This window comes from Rhodococcus cercidiphylli (genome assembly GCF_033042225.1).
Classification (GTDB): Bacteria; Actinomycetota; Actinomycetes; order Mycobacteriales; family Mycobacteriaceae; genus Rhodococcoides.
The window spans coordinates 29,442-44,587 of sequence record NZ_JAWLKE010000012.1 but is presented as its reverse complement, the minus strand read 5'-3'; the positions used below and the strand labels follow the sequence as shown (position 1 = coordinate 44,587).

At 64.9% G+C, this 15,146-nt stretch carries 13 protein-coding genes; 4 read left to right on the top strand and 9 right to left on the bottom strand.

All coding sequences use genetic code 11. The annotated features are described in order from the left end of the window. Positions 1-118: 118 nt before the first annotated feature. From R3P95_RS24130 to R3P95_RS24110, 5 genes are all read right to left on the bottom strand, one after another. On the bottom strand, positions 119-865 hold the full coding sequence (locus R3P95_RS24130) for an oxidoreductase (protein ID WP_317549711.1): 747 nt from the start codon (positions 863-865) through the stop codon (positions 119-121). A gap of 30 nt (positions 866-895) precedes the next feature. Next, on the bottom strand, positions 896-2,569 hold the full coding sequence (locus tag R3P95_RS24125; protein ID WP_094638622.1) for an ABC transporter ATP-binding protein: 1,674 nt from the start codon (positions 2,567-2,569) through the stop codon (positions 896-898). Position 2,570: 1 nt separating this feature from the next. Next, positions 2,571-3,509: an ABC transporter permease gene (locus R3P95_RS24120; RefSeq protein WP_094638621.1), complete on the bottom strand. Its 939-nt coding sequence runs from the start codon at positions 3,507-3,509 to the stop codon at positions 2,571-2,573. Then, complete coding sequence (locus R3P95_RS24115; protein ID WP_094612081.1) at positions 3,502-4,425, bottom strand: ABC transporter permease; 924 nt, start codon at positions 4,423-4,425, stop codon at positions 3,502-3,504. Before R3P95_RS24115 ends, R3P95_RS24120 begins: the two co-directional genes overlap by 8 nt. 147 nt (positions 4,426-4,572) lie before the next feature. Further along, the gene (locus R3P95_RS24110; RefSeq protein ID WP_094638619.1) at positions 4,573-6,195 is read right to left on the bottom strand and encodes a peptide ABC transporter substrate-binding protein; all 1,623 of its coding nucleotides are present in this window, start codon (positions 6,193-6,195) and stop codon (positions 4,573-4,575) included. 444 nt (positions 6,196-6,639) lie between these two features. Between R3P95_RS24110 and acs the strand changes: the two genes are divergently transcribed. Next, positions 6,640-8,583, top strand: coding sequence for an acetate--CoA ligase (gene acs / locus R3P95_RS24105; protein WP_317549710.1), 1,944 nt, complete (start codon positions 6,640-6,642; stop codon positions 8,581-8,583). A 60-nt stretch (positions 8,584-8,643) separates the two neighbouring features. On the opposite strand, the gene R3P95_RS24100 is transcribed toward acs, so the two are convergent. Further along, the gene (locus R3P95_RS24100; RefSeq protein ID WP_188078774.1) at positions 8,644-10,011 is read right to left on the bottom strand and encodes an MFS transporter; all 1,368 of its coding nucleotides are present in this window, start codon (positions 10,009-10,011) and stop codon (positions 8,644-8,646) included. Positions 10,012-10,261: 250 nt separating this feature from the next. Here R3P95_RS24100 and R3P95_RS24095 point away from each other — a divergent pair, with 250 nt between their 5' ends. Continuing rightward, on the top strand, positions 10,262-10,756 hold the full coding sequence (locus R3P95_RS24095; protein WP_068054119.1) for a phage holin family protein: 495 nt from the start codon (positions 10,262-10,264) through the stop codon (positions 10,754-10,756). Positions 10,757-10,778: 22 nt separating this feature from the next. Continuing rightward, entirely contained in the window at positions 10,779-11,711 is a 933-nt protein-coding gene (locus R3P95_RS24090) for an alpha/beta fold hydrolase (protein ID WP_317549708.1), read from the top strand. A gap of 27 nt (positions 11,712-11,738) precedes the next feature. Here R3P95_RS24090 and R3P95_RS24085 read toward each other — a convergent pair whose 3' ends face one another. Then, the gene (locus R3P95_RS24085; RefSeq protein WP_394855468.1) at positions 11,739-12,650 is read right to left on the bottom strand and encodes an NADP-dependent oxidoreductase; all 912 of its coding nucleotides are present in this window, start codon (positions 12,648-12,650) and stop codon (positions 11,739-11,741) included. A 99-nt stretch (positions 12,651-12,749) separates the two neighbouring features. On the opposite strand from R3P95_RS24085, the gene R3P95_RS24080 reads away from it, so the two are divergent. After that, a complete protein-coding gene (locus R3P95_RS24080) occupies positions 12,750-13,253 on the top strand; it encodes a MarR family winged helix-turn-helix transcriptional regulator (RefSeq protein ID WP_317549706.1) in 504 nt (167 codons plus the stop codon). Here R3P95_RS24080 and marP read toward each other — a convergent pair. Further along, the gene (gene marP / locus R3P95_RS24075) at positions 13,250-14,440 is read right to left on the bottom strand and encodes an acid resistance serine protease MarP (protein ID WP_317549705.1); all 1,191 of its coding nucleotides are present in this window, start codon (positions 14,438-14,440) and stop codon (positions 13,250-13,252) included. The genes R3P95_RS24080 and marP overlap by 4 nt on opposite strands. Beyond that, positions 14,437-15,123 (bottom strand): NUDIX hydrolase, encoded by a 687-nt coding sequence (locus R3P95_RS24070; protein WP_068054125.1) that lies wholly within the window; start codon positions 15,121-15,123, stop codon positions 14,437-14,439. The genes marP and R3P95_RS24070 overlap by 4 nt, the downstream gene beginning before the upstream one ends. Positions 15,124-15,146 lie beyond the last annotated feature (23 nt).

Here is a 15,146-nt window from a genome sequence, read left to right as displayed (position 1 = left end):
GCCGAGGCCACGTGGTTTTCCATCACAGCCCACCTGAGCACGCTTGGTAACCAGGCGCTCCGTGCTAACGGGCGGCGAAGTCGACGCAAGTCGGCATCGCCGCCCTTTTATGTGCTCACTACTGTGCAGCTTCGGCGATCGAAGTCGCTTCTGCCGCACCGGCTTCGAAGGCTCCACAGCACAGGATCACCCAACTCCCGACGCCCGTCGCGGTGCCCTGGGCGAATCCGGTCGCGCCGTCCCGGTAGGCATTTGCTCGACGCATCCAGCTCACTTCCGGCACTCCGAGGTTGTGGGGGTCGAAGCCCGACGACGCCGCCACCAGTCTCGATGCAGCCCGCGCAACGATGCCGTCGGCCGATCCGAAAGCTTTGAGCGTCAACAACTCACCGTGCACCACCGCCGCGATCACCGGAGCGGGTGCAGAGGTTCCACCGGTCACGAGCTGAGCGAGCAGGTCGAGTCGCTCGCCGACCCCCGAATCACCGCGCGGACGACCGAGCGCGGAGGCGTCGTCGACGAGATCGGCAGCTGCCAACAAGTGGAGTCGAGCCAGGGTCTGCAGCGGAGCGCGCTTCCACGTCGAGAGCGTGTTCTGCAGGGCGTCGCCATCGAGGGCTGCCGCGACTCGAAGCGCGCCGGCGAGCACGGGGTCGCCTTCTTCGCCCTCGCGGGGGAAATCCATCGACCCGCCCTCGAGTGACGAGGACGAGCGGGCCGCACGGACCGCGGCCTCGGCCGCGGTGGCCGGCCAGCCACGACGGTTGGCCTTGTGTCGATGCACCGCGCCGAGAGCGTCACGCGCCCGTTCGGCGGAGTCGACAACTCCGGGCAGTTCCAGCAGCGGGGCGAGAGGGTCCGTCACGACAGACGACGGTACCCCCTCCCCTCACCCCTACTTTGCCCCTGCCGCCAACAGCTCGGCGCGGGCCTGGCGACGCTTGGCCTGTTCGGCCGGGTCGGGCACCGGGACGGCCGCGAGCAACCGCTTGGTGTACTCGTTGGTCGGACGTCGCAAAATCTGATCCGTCGTACCGAACTCGGCGAGTTTGCCCTTGTTCAGCACCGCGATGCGCTTGGCCAGTACCTCCACCACAGCGAGGTCGTGGCTGATGAACAGGCACGCGAAGCCGTACTCACGCTGTAGTTCCTTGAACAGCTCGAGCACCTTGGCCTGCACCGACACGTCGAGTGCGGACGTCGGTTCGTCGGCCACCAGCAGCGTCGGCTCCAGCGCCAATGCCCGAGCGATACCGACGCGCTGACGCTGCCCACCGGACAACTGGTGGGGGTAGCGGTTGCGCATGGTCCGCGACAGGTGAACCCGGTCGAGCAGTTCTTCGACCTTTCGATTTCGGTCTGCAGCACTGTGCTCGGTGTGCAACAGCATCGGCTCGGCAATGGACTGTCCGATCGGCCAGCGCGGGTTCAACGACGAACCCGGATCCTGGAACACGATGCCGACCTTGCTTCGCACCGAACGCAGTTCGCGATTCGACAGGTTGGTGATGTCGACGCCTGCGATCGACAACGAGCCGCCGGTGAGCTTGTTCAGTCCCACCACGGCCTTGCCGATCGTGGACTTGCCCGAGCCGGACTCGCCGACGAGGCCGACCACCTCACCCATCTCGATGTCGAGGCTGACCCCGTCGACGGCCCGGAACACGGTGCGGCCCGGGTACTCGATGACACCGTCGACGATGCTCAGAGCCCGGGTCTCCTCGACGGCACTGGGCTCGGCGATCTTCCCGGCGGTCACGGCCTCGATGCTGCTGCCCAGGTGCGGAACCGAGGCGAGCAACTGCTGCGTGTACGGATGCGATGCGTTCTTGAATATGGTTTGCGCAGCGTCTGTTTCGACGATGACGCCGTCCTTCATCACCGCGATGCGGTCGGCCATGTCGGCCACCACACCCATGTCGTGGGTGATCAGGACGATCGACGCGTCGATGCGGTTCCGGAGATCGCGCATCAGGTCGAGGATCTCGGCCTGCACCGTGACGTCCAGGGCCGTGGTCGGCTCGTCCGCGATCAGCAACGACGGATCCGAGGACAGCGCCTGGGCGATCATGGCGCGCTGACGCTGACCACCGGAGAGCTGGTGCGGGTAGAAGTTGACCCGCGTCTCTGGATCCGGCATCTCGACGAGCTTGAGCAGCTCGACGGCCCGCGCTTTCGCTTCCTTCTTCGACAGCGAGGTGTGCGCGCGGATGGCCTCGGTGATCTGCCAGCCGATCGAGTACACCGGATTGAGCGCCGTCATGGGCTCCTGGAAGATCACCGCGACGTTCTTGCCGCGGATGGGTGCAAGCTGCTTCTCGGGCAGCCCGACCAGCTCTTTCTCGCCCAGCTTGATGCTGCCGGACACCCGCGAATTATCGGCCAGCAGGCCTGGGACGGCCATCGCCGTCGTCGACTTACCGGATCCGGATTCACCGACGATGGCGAGAACTTCACCGGAGGCGACCGTGAACGAGACGGTGTCGACCGCCTTGCGCCAGACCTTCTCGACCTCGAACTCGACCGTCAGATCGGTGACGCTCAGAACCGTGTCCTTCTGAATACTCATGTCAGTTCCGTTTCGGATCGAGTGCGTCACGGAGTGCGTCGCCGAGCATGATGAACGCCAGCACTGTGACGGAGAGGAACGCGGCCGGGAACAGCACCAGGTGCGGTGACGTGAGGAACCTGGCTTGACCGAGGTTGATCTGTAGGCCCCAGGAGATCTCGGGGGCTTGCAATCCGATTCCGAGGAACGTCAATGTCGCCTCGGCCGCGATGAACGTACCCACCGAGATCGTGGCGTAGATGATCACCGGGGCCAGCGCGTTGGGAAGGATGTGTCGCACCAGAATGCGGTAGGTCGACGCCCCCAATGCCTGTGCAGCCTGGACGTATTCGCTGTTCTTGATGGAGATCACGGACGATCGCACCAGGCGCATCGCCGTCATCCAACCGAAAGCCACCAGGGCCAGCGAGACGGTGAAGATGGTGCGCTGGGCGGTGACGGTGAGCAGGATCAGAGCACCGAGCAGCAGCGGAATCCCGAAGAACACGTCGGTGAAGCGCGCCAGGATGCTGTCGATCGCACCGCCGAAGTAGCCGGCGAGAGCACCGATGAGGACGCCGATGATCAGCACGCCGATCACCGAGAGCACACCGATCGACAGCGAGATCCGCGCACCGTAGATGACGTTGGCGTAGTAGTCGCAGCCCTGGATGTCGGTGCCGAACCAGTGTGCTGCACTGGGTTTTTGACCGGAATCGGACAGCGAGCACACTCGCGGATCGATGCCGCGGGCGAACAGCTGCGGGAACACCGCCATGACCAACAGCACCAACAGCAGGAACGTGCCGATGATGAAGAACGGGCTCTTGCGCAGGTACTTCCACGCGTTGCCCCACAGGCTGGCCTGACCGACCAGCTCGACGGCCTCGCCGGTGACGACGTTTCCGGGCTGGCCCTCGTCCGCGGCGTGCTGAGCTGCGCTCGAATCTTCTTTATTCATAGCGAATCCTTGGATCGAGAACCGCGTAGAGAACGTCCACCACGAGGTTGAAGAAGATGTAGAAGAACACGAAGAGCGTCACGATGCCGACGACGACGGCACCTTCCTGACGGGCGAGACCGTCGTAGATGGCGCGGCCGAGCCCGGGCAGGTTGAACACCGTTTCGGTCACGATGGCGCCGCCCAGCAGACCACCGACGTCGGCACCGATGAAGGTGACAACAGGAATCAGCGAGTTGCGCAACGCATGCCGAACGATGATGCGCCGGTTGCTGATTCCTTTGGATTTGGCGGTGCGGATGTAGTCAGCGGCCATCGACTCGGCCACCGAGGTGCGCGTCAGACGAGCCACGTATGCCATCGACAGCGATGCGAGCACCAATCCGGGAAGCAGGTAACTCGACCAGCCGTCGTTGATGCCGGAGATCGGGAAGAGCCCCAACTTGAGACCGAGGGTGAACTGGGCGATGAAGCCGAGAACGAACACCGGCACCGACACCAGCAGCGTCGTCGAGATGAGCACCAGGTTGTCGAAGAACGATCCGCGCTTGAGGGCGGCGAGCACGCCTGCGGCGATACCCATGACGGTCTCGATGACGACGGCCACGATGGTCAATCGGACCGTGACCGGAAGTGCCCGCTCGATGGTGTCGAGAACGGGGCGTCCGGAGAAGTCGGTACCGAAATCGCCCTGGAAGAAGCCGCCGATGTACTTGAAGTACTGCACGAAGAGGTTGTCGTCGAGGTTGAACTCGTCTCGCAACTGGGCAACGACGCCCGGGGCGAGGGGGCGATCTCCGGCGAGGGCGCGGATGGGATCACCCGGGAGCGCGTAGACCATCGCGAAGATCAAGAACGAGGAGCCGATCAGGACGGGAATCGTCAGCAGTAATCGGCGAGTGATGTAGCGACCCACTGTGTGTCTTCTCCTTGAACAAGGGACGAACCTGCGCCTCGGGTCTTGCCGGCGCAGGTCGGTGTGGGGCGGATGCGCCCCACGGTTGAACGAGACCCGGTGGGTGACAGCCGATCACGCTCGGCTCCCACCCACCTGGGTGTGTCGTCAGCTGACTACGACGTCCTCGAGGATGATGTTGCCTCGGTTGTCGATCTTGACGTCGGAGACGCGATCGGACCACACAGCCTGGTTCAGGCCGTAGAACAGCGGAGTAGCGGGCATCTGGTCGATCAGGATGTCCTCTGCCTTCTGGTAGTCCGCGGTTGCAGCGTCGATGTCTGCAGCGTTGTTGCCTTCGGCCAGCGCGGCGTCGAATGCCGGATCGTTGAAGAAGACGTAGTTGCTACCTGCAGGCGGGGTTGCGGCTGCCGAGTACAACGGGGAGAGGAAGTTGTAGATCGACGGGTAGTCCATGATCCAGCCCGAACGGAACGGGCCGGTCATGCCCTGAGCGTCCTGCAGCGGCAGGTACTGCGCGAACTGGAGGTCACCGCGCAGTGCGTAGTTCACACCCAGGTTGTCACGCAACTGGTTGCCCACGGCGGTCATCCACGAGTCGTGGCCCGCACCGGCGTTGAACCACAGATCCACCGGCTGGCTGCGGTCGAATCCGGCCTCGTCGAGCAGACGGTTGGCCTCGTCCGCGTTGAGCTCGCAGTTGGCACCGCAGGCGTCCTCGCGGTAGCCGTCGACGACGGGCGATGCGAAAGATCCTGCCGGAGTCCGGGTATCGGTGAAGATCGCGGTCGCGATGGCCTGGCGATCGATGGCCATCGAGAATGCCTTACGCACGTTCGGATCCTGGAATCGCGGATCGTACGTCGGGAAGCCGAGCGAGGTGATGTCGGGACGTGCGCGCTCGCCGTACCGGTCACCGAACGTGTCGCGGGCAGTGGCCCATGCGTCCTCGGGGAGGTCGAGCATGACGTCGAGTCCGCCACCCTGAACGTCGTTGTAGCCGGTGCTCACCTCGGTGTAGACCTTGAAGTTGACGCCTGCGGACTGTGCCGCATTGTCGCCTGCGTAATCGTCGTACTTGGTGACGGTGAATCCCTGTCCGGGAACGAAGTCCTCGTCGGCCTTGAACGGGCCGTTACCGATCGGGCGAGCGCCGTAGGCGTCGGGGTCGGCATAGAACGCCTCGGGCAGCGGGTCGAATGCGGTGTATCCCAGCGTGAGCGGGAAGATCGCGAACGGTCCGTTGAGCTTGACGGTGAAGGTCGTGTCGTCGACGACGCTCAGTCCGCTCAGTTCGGTCGCGACGGGCTCGGCGGTGTCGCTGCCCTGCAGGTCTGCGTAGCCTTCGATGTTCTCGAAGAAGTAGGAGGCACCGAAAGCGTTGGTACTCAACGCGTTGTAGCTCCAGGCTTTGGTATAGGACTCGGCCGTGACGGGAGTGCCGTCGTGGAAGGTCCAGCCGTCCTTGAGCTTGACGGTCCAGGTGGTGTTGTCCTCGGACTCGACGGACTCGGCAACTCCGTTGTACTCGACGCTGTTGTCCTCGTCGTTGAACGTGACCAACGGAGTGAAGAGCGCCTCGAGAACCTGGCTGCCCTCGCTCTCGGTGGTGTTGCCCGGAATCAGCGGGTTCTCGGGCTCGCCGATGTAAATGCTGTAGATACCGTCGGCGCTACCGCCGGAGCTCGAGCCTCCGCCGCCACAGGCGGCGAGCAGGCTCGCACTCATCAGCACAGCCGTGGTGACTACCGCGGCACGTTTGATACGCAAGAAAATCCTCCATCCAGATGTGAACACGGGGTCGTCCGTGCTCAGTTCCTCGGGCGCGACGCCCGGGGATTCGTGGGCGACCGCATGGCACGGCAGGTGGGCCGTTCCAACGATCTGATGGGATGGACTTTAGACACATCCTGAAACGAACATGTGAACTCCCCCAGATTTTGCTGACCCGTGAGTAAGCCGGAAACATGATCGAAACGTTTCGGCAAGTCGATTTCTCACAGTTCGGACATCGGCGTCGCCCGGGGTGCGCGCCAACGGCCCCGATTACCGCCCAGCGTGCAGAAACTACCGATCACCGCAGATCAAGGGGTTGCAGGCGATTGCAACGGTGCGATTGCCATCACATGTGACTACCCTCACAAGGGGCTCGAGACAGGCACGGAAGTGCAGTTTCATGAGCGAAATGCACCGGACGAAAGTGAGCTATTCGAGATGACGACCAGTACCTCCGGAACCGACGAGACCGCGGTTGCCTCCTACGCGCCCTCGGCCGAGTTCGCCGCTCAGGCCAACGCCGGAGCCGACCTCTACGCCGCCGCGGAGAACGATCGACTCGGCTTCTGGGCCGAACAGGCTCGCCGGCTGCACTGGCACACCCCGTTCACCGAGGTACTCGACTGGTCCGACGCCCCCGTCGCCAAGTGGTTCGCCGACGGCGAGCTCAACGTCGCCTACAACTGCGTCGACCGCCACGTCCTCGACGGTCATGGCGACCAGGTGGCCATCCACTGGGAAGGCGAGCCCGGCGACAGCCGCGACGTCACGTACTCCGATCTGCTCGCGGACGTCAGCCAGGCCGCCAACACGCTGACCGAACTCGGCCTCGTCTCCGGCGACCGCGTCGCGATCTACATGCCCATGATTCCCGAGGCCATCGTCTCGATGCTCGCGTGCGCCCGCCTCGGCCTGACCCACTCCGTCGTCTTCGCCGGCTTCTCGGCCACCGCGCTGCGCTCGCGCATCGACGATGCCGAGGCCAAGCTCGTCATCACCACCGACGGTCAGTGGCGACGCGGCAAGCCCGCTCCCATCAAGGACACCGTCGACGAGGCCGTCGACGGCGCTGCCTCGATCGAACACGTGCTCGTCGTCAAGCGCACCGACTCCGAGGTCTCGTGGACCGACGGACGCGACCTGTGGTGGCACGAGACCGTCGCGAAGGCGTCGAAAGAGCATGAGGCACAGCCCTTCCCGGCCGAGCACCCGCTGTTCATCCTGTACACCTCCGGTACGACGGGTAAGCCGAAGGGCATCATCCACACCTCCGGCGGCTACCTGACGCAGACCTCGTACACCCACCACAACGTCTTCGACCACAAGGCAGGCAAGGACGTCTACTGGTGCACCGCCGACATCGGCTGGGTCACCGGGCACTCCTACATCGTCTACGGCCCGCTCTCGAACCGCGCAACGCAGGTCGTCTACGAGGGCACGCCCAATTCGCCCGACGAGCACCGGCATTGGAACGTCATCGAGAAGTACAAGGTCTCGATCTACTACACCTCCCCCACCCTCGTTCGCACATTCATGAAGTGGGGCAAGGAGATTCCCGAGGCACACGATCTGTCCTCGATCCGTCTGCTCGGTTCCGTCGGTGAGCCGATCAACCCCGAGGCGTGGCGTTGGTTCCGCGACGTGGTGGGCGGGGGCACCGCACCGATCGTCGACACCTGGTGGCAGACCGAGACCGGCGCGATCATGATCTCCCCGCTGCCCGGCGTCACATCCACCAAGCCCGGCTCCGCGATGGCCCCGCTGCCCGGTATCTGCGCCAAGATCGTCGACGACGACGCCAAGCCACTGGGCAACGGCGGCAACGGATATCTCGTGCTCGACGAGCCGTGGCCGGCGATGCTGCGCGGCATCTGGGGCGACATGGACCGGTACAAGGACACCTACTGGTCCCGCTACGCCGAAGAGGGCTGGTACTTCGCCGGTGACGGTGCCAAGTACGACGAGGACGGCGCACTCTGGGTCCTCGGCCGCGTCGACGACGTCATGAACGTCTCGGGCCACCGCATCTCGACGTCCGAGGTGGAATCTGCACTGGTCACCCATCACAGTGTCGCCGAGGCCGCGGTGGTCGGTGCCGCCGACGACACCACCGGTCAGGGCATCGTCGCGTTCGTCATCCTGCGGGCCGGCGAGGAGAACACCGGCGACGCGCTGATCGCGGAGCTCAAAGCTCAGGTCTCCAAGGAGATTTCACCGATCGCTCGGCCACGCGAGATCTCCATCGTGCCGGAGCTGCCGAAAACGCGTTCGGGCAAGATCATGCGTCGCCTACTGCGCGACGTGGCCGAGGGCCGCGAACTCGGCGACGTCTCAACCCTCGTCGACCCGAAGGTGTTCGAGGCGATCAAGAAGGGCCGCTAGCGGCCAGTGGTGTGGATAAGTGCCCGCTGGGGCACTTATCCACACCACTGCCGAAGGCACTCACACGCTGTCGAGCGACTGATCCCGTGTTTCTTTCATGATGATCAACGAGATCAGCGTCAACGCTGCGGCGATGGCGAGGTAGACGCCCACCCAGCCGACGCCGTAGCTGCTCACCAGCCAGGTGGCGATGAACGGGGCGACTGCGGCTCCGAGAATCGACGCGGTGTTGTACGAGATTCCCGAGCCCGTGTAGCGCACGTTGGTCGGAAACAGTTCGGGCAGAACGGCACTCATCGGTCCGAAGGTCAGACCCATCAGGCCGAGACCGACGCACATGAACACCAGCATCTTGCCTGCCGACGCGGACGCCGGATCTGCGAACCAGTGGAACGACAGTCCGAACAGCACGATCGCCGTGGTGATGACGATGAGCGTGGGACGGCGGCCGTACTTGTCGGCGAGCAGTCCGGCGACCGGAATCAGAGCCGCGAAGAACAGCACGGCGATGAGCTGCAGTTCCAGGAAGTCGGTGTACGGAATGGCCAGCTTGGGCCCGTTGACGTCGGAGACCTTGCCCGTTCCGTAGCTGACCACCCACGTGGTCATGATGTAGAAGAGCGTGTAGGTGGCGAGCATGACGAAGGTACCGATGATCAGCTGGCGCCAGCTGGTCTTGAACACCTGAGCCAGCGGAGTCTTGACCTTCTGCCCGCGCTCGACGGCCAACTTGAACACCGGCGTCTCCTCGAGCTTGAGCCGGACGTACAGACCGATGATGACCATGATCGCGCTGAGCAGGAACGGGATTCGCCAGCCCCACGTCAGGAACGCGTGGTCGGTGCCGGAGTTCGCAGAATCGTAGCCCGTCGCGATGACGATGAGCAGGAAGATGCCGTTGGCGAAGAAGAAGCCGATGGGCGCGCCCAGCTGCGGGTACATCGCGGCCCAGGCTCGCTTGCCCGGTTTCGCGGTTTCGGTCGCCAGCAATGCTGCACCGCTCCACTCACCACCGAGACCGACGCCCTGGGTGAAGCGCATGATCGCCAGCAGGGCCGGTGCCCACAGACCCACCGCGGCGTACGTCGGCAACAAGCCGATCGCGAACGTCGCGACGCCCATCGTGAGCAGGGAGCCGACGAGGGTCGCCTTGCGTCCGATGCGATCACCGAAGTGGCCGAACAGAATCGACCCGATGGGTCGCGCCACGAACGCCAGACCGAACGTCGCGAACGACGCCAGCAGCGCCGTGGTGTCGTTGCCCGCCGGGAAGAACAGACGCGGGAAGACGAGCACTGCGGCGGTCGCGTAGATGTAGAAGTCGAAGAATTCGATGGACGTGCCGACCATCGACGCGATCACGATGCGTGACCGCGGCACCTGAGGTGCGGGAATTGCGCCGTCGGCGACGGCGTGTGTTGAACTCACGAATGCTCCTGAAAGGGGGAAGTTCCCTGCAAATTACCTGATGAACACCTGAGAATTTCACGACCCGGGCGTGTCCGGTGCCCGATCGCGCAAGATCGGCGAGTTTGCGGGAAGTGGTACCGAGGTACGCGTCCAAACGAGGGCCGAGCGTCGCTCGCCCTTCGCGGAACAGTTAATCTGCTACCCAGGCACTACTGTCGATACGATCTTCCGCACAACACCGAGCAGAGCGATTACAAGGGGTCGAGAGTTGAGCGTCAGCAATGACAAGGGATACGGAAACGGCGTCCCGAACACGATTTCATCGATACCTCTGACCGATGTCGATGCCCGCACCCCTGGTAGCGCCAGCATCGGAAACCTCGTCAAGGACGCCACCACCCAGGTCTCGACGCTCGTGCGCGCCGAAGTCGCCCTCGCCAAGGCCGAGGTCACCGGTGAGGTCAAGAAGGGGCTGCAGGGCAGCGTCTTCTTCATCATCGCCCTGACGGTTCTGCTGTTCAGCACCTTCTTCTTCTTCTTCTTCGCGGCCGAGCTGCTCGACGTGTGGCTCTACCGTTGGGCCGCATTCCTCATCGTGTTCGCGTTCATGGTGTTGGCCGCGGCGCTGTTCGGATTCCTCGGCTACCGCAGGGTCAAGAAACTGCGCAAGCCCGAGAAGACCATCGACTCGCTCAAGCAGGCGTCGACGGTGCTGCCGAACCAGCACGACTCCATCCCCGGAGTTCCCGGCTACAAGAAGTAGTAGCCCGGGCGAATCGAGCAGTATGAATCAGCCCGATCCGTCCACGGTCCGGTATCCGGGACAGTGGATCCATCGCGACATCCACGCCAACGGAATCCGGTTCCACGTCGTCGAGGTCGGCGAACATGCACCGGACGCACCGCTGGTGGTCCTGCTGCACGGCTTCGCCGACTTCTGGTATTCGTGGCGACACCAACTTGCCGCACTCGCTCGGTCCGGCGTCCGGGCAATCGCCGTCGACCTGCGCGGTTACGGTGACTCCGACAAGCCCCCACGCGGATACGACGGGTGGACACTGGCCGGCGACATCGTCGGACTGGTTCGCGCCCTGGGATACCCGCACGCCACCTTCGTCGGTCACGCCGACGGCGGTCTCGTCTGCTGGGCCAGTGCGGCGTTGCACCCCCGCCTGGTGAGCTCGATGGTGCTGATCAACGCACCGCACCCCATCTCGCTGCGGCGAGCGGTGTTGAAGGATTCGGCGCAACGCGCCGCGCTGCTACCGCATTTCGTTCGCTACCAGGTTCCGCTGCGCCCGGAGAGGCTGCTGACGCGCCGAGGCGGAGCTGCGGTGGGCGAGTTGATGAGCAGCCGCGCCGGGTCCGCGTGGAAGAACACCGAGGACTACGCCGACACCGCAGCCAAGATGAGCTCGGCCATCCGGATTCCGGGTGCTGCGCATTGCGCGCTCGAATATCAGCGCTGGGCGTTCCGCAGCCAGTTCCGCGCCGAGGGACGCCGCTTCATGGCCGCCGTGGACGTACGTACCTCGATTCCCGTCGCGCAGATCAGCGGCGACCTCGACCCGTACGTGCTGCCCACCACCCTCGATCGCGATCGGCACTGGGCACCGGGACTGACGCGTCGAACAGTGCGTGACGTGGGGCATTACGTCCACCAGGAAGCACCCGACGTGGTGTCCGAGGAGATCCTGCGAGTCGCGCGCGAAATCTGAACGCGCTCGATTACGCGCGGCGGTGGGTCACCGCATGGTGACGACGACCTTGCCGCTTCCCCGCTCGGCCACGGCGTGGGCGTCGGCGATCTGGGCGAACGGCAGGATGTGGTCGACCCGGGGTAGGTAGATTCCGCGCCGGCCCAGCTTGGAAGCGCGCTCCAACAACTGAGACTCGTTGCGAGCGTCGATCTTTCGCGCACCCAGACGTTCGGCACCCTCGGCGTCCAGGACGGTCACGACGCGGGCGGGGTCGCCCACCAACGTGATCAGGTCCGCCGGCAGAGATGACGGTGCCGTGTGAACAGCCGCGTCCACCCCGCCCGGCGCGAGGAGGGCGACCCGTTCGGCAAGCCCCGGACCATAGGTGGTCGGCCGTACGCCGAGGCCGATCAGATAATCGTGATTGCGCGGGCTTCCGGTTCCGATCACCTCGGCGCCCGAATCCCTGGCGAGAACACTCAGGGCGGTGCCCACTGCTCCGGAAGCGCCGTCGATCAGTACGGTCTTCCCTTCCAGAATCCCGAAGACCTCGAGAGCCTCGATGACCGCGGATGCCGTGCTCGAAGCGAGCCCGGCGGCCGCAGCGTGCTCGATGCTCCAATCCGAGGGTGCACTGCTCCACGCGGTGAGTACTGCGTACTGCGCGGTGGTGTCACTGATCCCACCGACGCCGAACACGACGTCTCCGACCTGCGTACCGACAACCCCCGGTCCTACCTCGTCGACCACTCCGGCCGCGTCACGGCCGGGGATGGCGGGCAGATCGAGCGGCACCACATCACTCAACCGACCGGAGCGCAGCAGATAGTCGATGGGGTTGATGCTCGCGGCTCCGACCTCGATGCGAACGGTGTTCGCCTCCGCGTGAGGTTCCGGTGCGTCCTCGACCACGAGTACTTCGGGGCCACCGTAACGGTGGTATCGCGCTGCCTGCATCTGCTTCTCCGTACTACGCATCAGGTGCGAGATTACTTCCCGCGGAAAGCAATCTAGCCGCGAATACTTTCCGCAGCAAGCAACGTTATCGTGTAACCCGTGTCCGATGCCCCGCACCTCTCGCCTCAGGAAGACCGAACCTGGTCTCTGCTCGTGGGAGTGATGATGTGGCTACCGGGTGCCCTCGATGCGTACCTCGGCCACGAGCACGGGCTCACACACGCGGAGTATCAGGTCCTCCGTTGGTTGTCGACGAGCGAGGAAAGCGACGTTCACATGACGCAGCTGGCCGCGGGCGCAGGCGTCACGCCCTCACACTTGTCGCGCATCGTGACCAGGATGGAAAAGAAGCTGTGGGTCACTCGACGAAGCGATTCCGAGGACGCACGACGAACATTGGCACGATTGACCGATGCCGGCTCGCAGGCGGTGGACCGCATCGAGCCCGGGTACGTGCAGCAAGTGCGCCGACGGGTTTTCGAGCAGCTCGCCCCCGGCCGGATCGACCAGCTGGAGCAACTGACCGAAGCGATCCTGACCCCACTCAGACAAGATTGTGTGCATCTGTTGCCCAGCCGGACTTCGTCGGGCCCTGACGACTAGACGACGCAGTCGCCCGTGCCGACCGGCACCGGTGCAGCGAAACTCTGCGCAAGTTCGTCCGCGATCTCCGACGCGGTCAGCACGAATCCGGTGTCGGGGTCGTCGACGGCGGCGCCGAACACGACTCCGAGTACCTCACCGGACGAGTTGACCAACGGTCCACCGGAATTGCCCTGCCGAACCGATCCGCGCACGGTGTAGACCTCACGCTGGATGGTTCCGGTGCGGTAGATGTCCGGCCCGCTGAGGTTGATGATCTCGCGGATACGCGCCGGGCTCGCCGTGTACGGACCGCCGCCGGGGTAACCGAGCACGATGGCGTCCGTACCGGATTCGGCTGGCGTCGGGGCGAAGGTCAGCACCGGTGCCTGCAGCTGTGGAACACGAAGCACCGCAACGTCTTCTTCCGGATCGAACAGCACGACGTCTGCGTCGAGCGGCCCGTTGGGCGAATCGACCGTCACCTCGGAGGTGCCGGCGACGACGTGCGCGTTGGTCATCACCAGATCGGATCCGACGACGAAACCGGAGCCTTCGAGAGCCTTCTGACAGCTCGGTGCGATGCCGTTGATCTTGATGACACTCGATTGCAGTTCCAACGGAACAGGTCCCGCGGCGATACCGGAGTCGGGCGCGGCGACTTCGGCGACCGGGGTGCGACCGAACGGTCCGATGACGTCCGGCAGTCCGGAGGTGTCGAGCAACGCCGAGAATTCCTCGGGTACCTGCCGCAGCCAGTCGGGTGCCACCTGATCGACCTGACCGAGCACCGACGACCCGCGCACCGCACTGGCCACCTCGGGCTGCGAGGACGACGTCAGCGGAATGGCCAGCAGCCACGCAGCGGCGAGCACCGCCACCGCCTGCAACCCGGCTCCGACCGTGCTGTCGACGGATCTCGCAGCGCGCGAATGTATTCCGCTGCGCAAGGCCCGCCCGAGGACCATGCCGGCGACTTCACCGACGATCACCAACACCACGATCAGTGCGATACCGACGAACACCCGCGTCCGCGCACCGTCGACGTGCTCGAGCACGTGCGGTGCCACCAGAATGCCGGCGACGGCACCGAGGACGACCCCCAGAAACGCCAGCGCCGACGCCACCGCCCCCTGCCGCCATCCCGACGACGCCGCCAGCAGTGCGATGGCGATCACCGCGATATCGACCCACCCTGAACCCGTCACCGATCGAGCCTCGCTCCTACCGCAGTCAAGCTGGCCTCCAGATCGCGTATGTCCCCCGTGTCCCACTCGGGCTCCCAGCCCGATACAGCCAGCAGACCCGCCAGGATACCGCCCGTGAATCCCCACACCAGCATTCCCTGCACGGCGAACGCCGGGCCCTGGTAGCCCGCAGGGTGGCGCACCTGAAAGCGATTGTCCGGATCGAGCAACTCGCGCAATGGAACTCGCACCACTCGCTCGGTCTCCCCGGGATCGACGACGCGCACTGGGCTGGGCTGCTGCCAGTACGAGAGCACCGGAACCACATCGAAGCGTGACGGCGGAACGTAGATGCCGGGCATCGTCGCCAGTGGCACGACGCCTGCCGGATCGAGTCCGGTTTCCTCCTGCGCCTCGCGCAGTGCCGTGCCGACCGGGCCGTCGTCGCCCGGGTCGGTGGCTCCGCCGGGGAAGGCGATCTGCCCGCTGTGATCTCGCAGCGTCGACGCGCGCTGAGTCAGCAGGACGTCGGCGTCGGCGGGCAATCCGCCGGGCGAGGTGGGATCTGCGGAGGCGGGGCCGCCGAACAGCACCAGCACAGCGGCGGACCGCGGTCGGTCGGACGGCGGTGCCTGACGCTGCAGCACTGGGTTGATGCCGGTGGTGTCGGTCAGTCCGCCGGCCCTGCCTGCCACGTCGAGCATGCGTCCGAGCCAGTCGGGTGCGC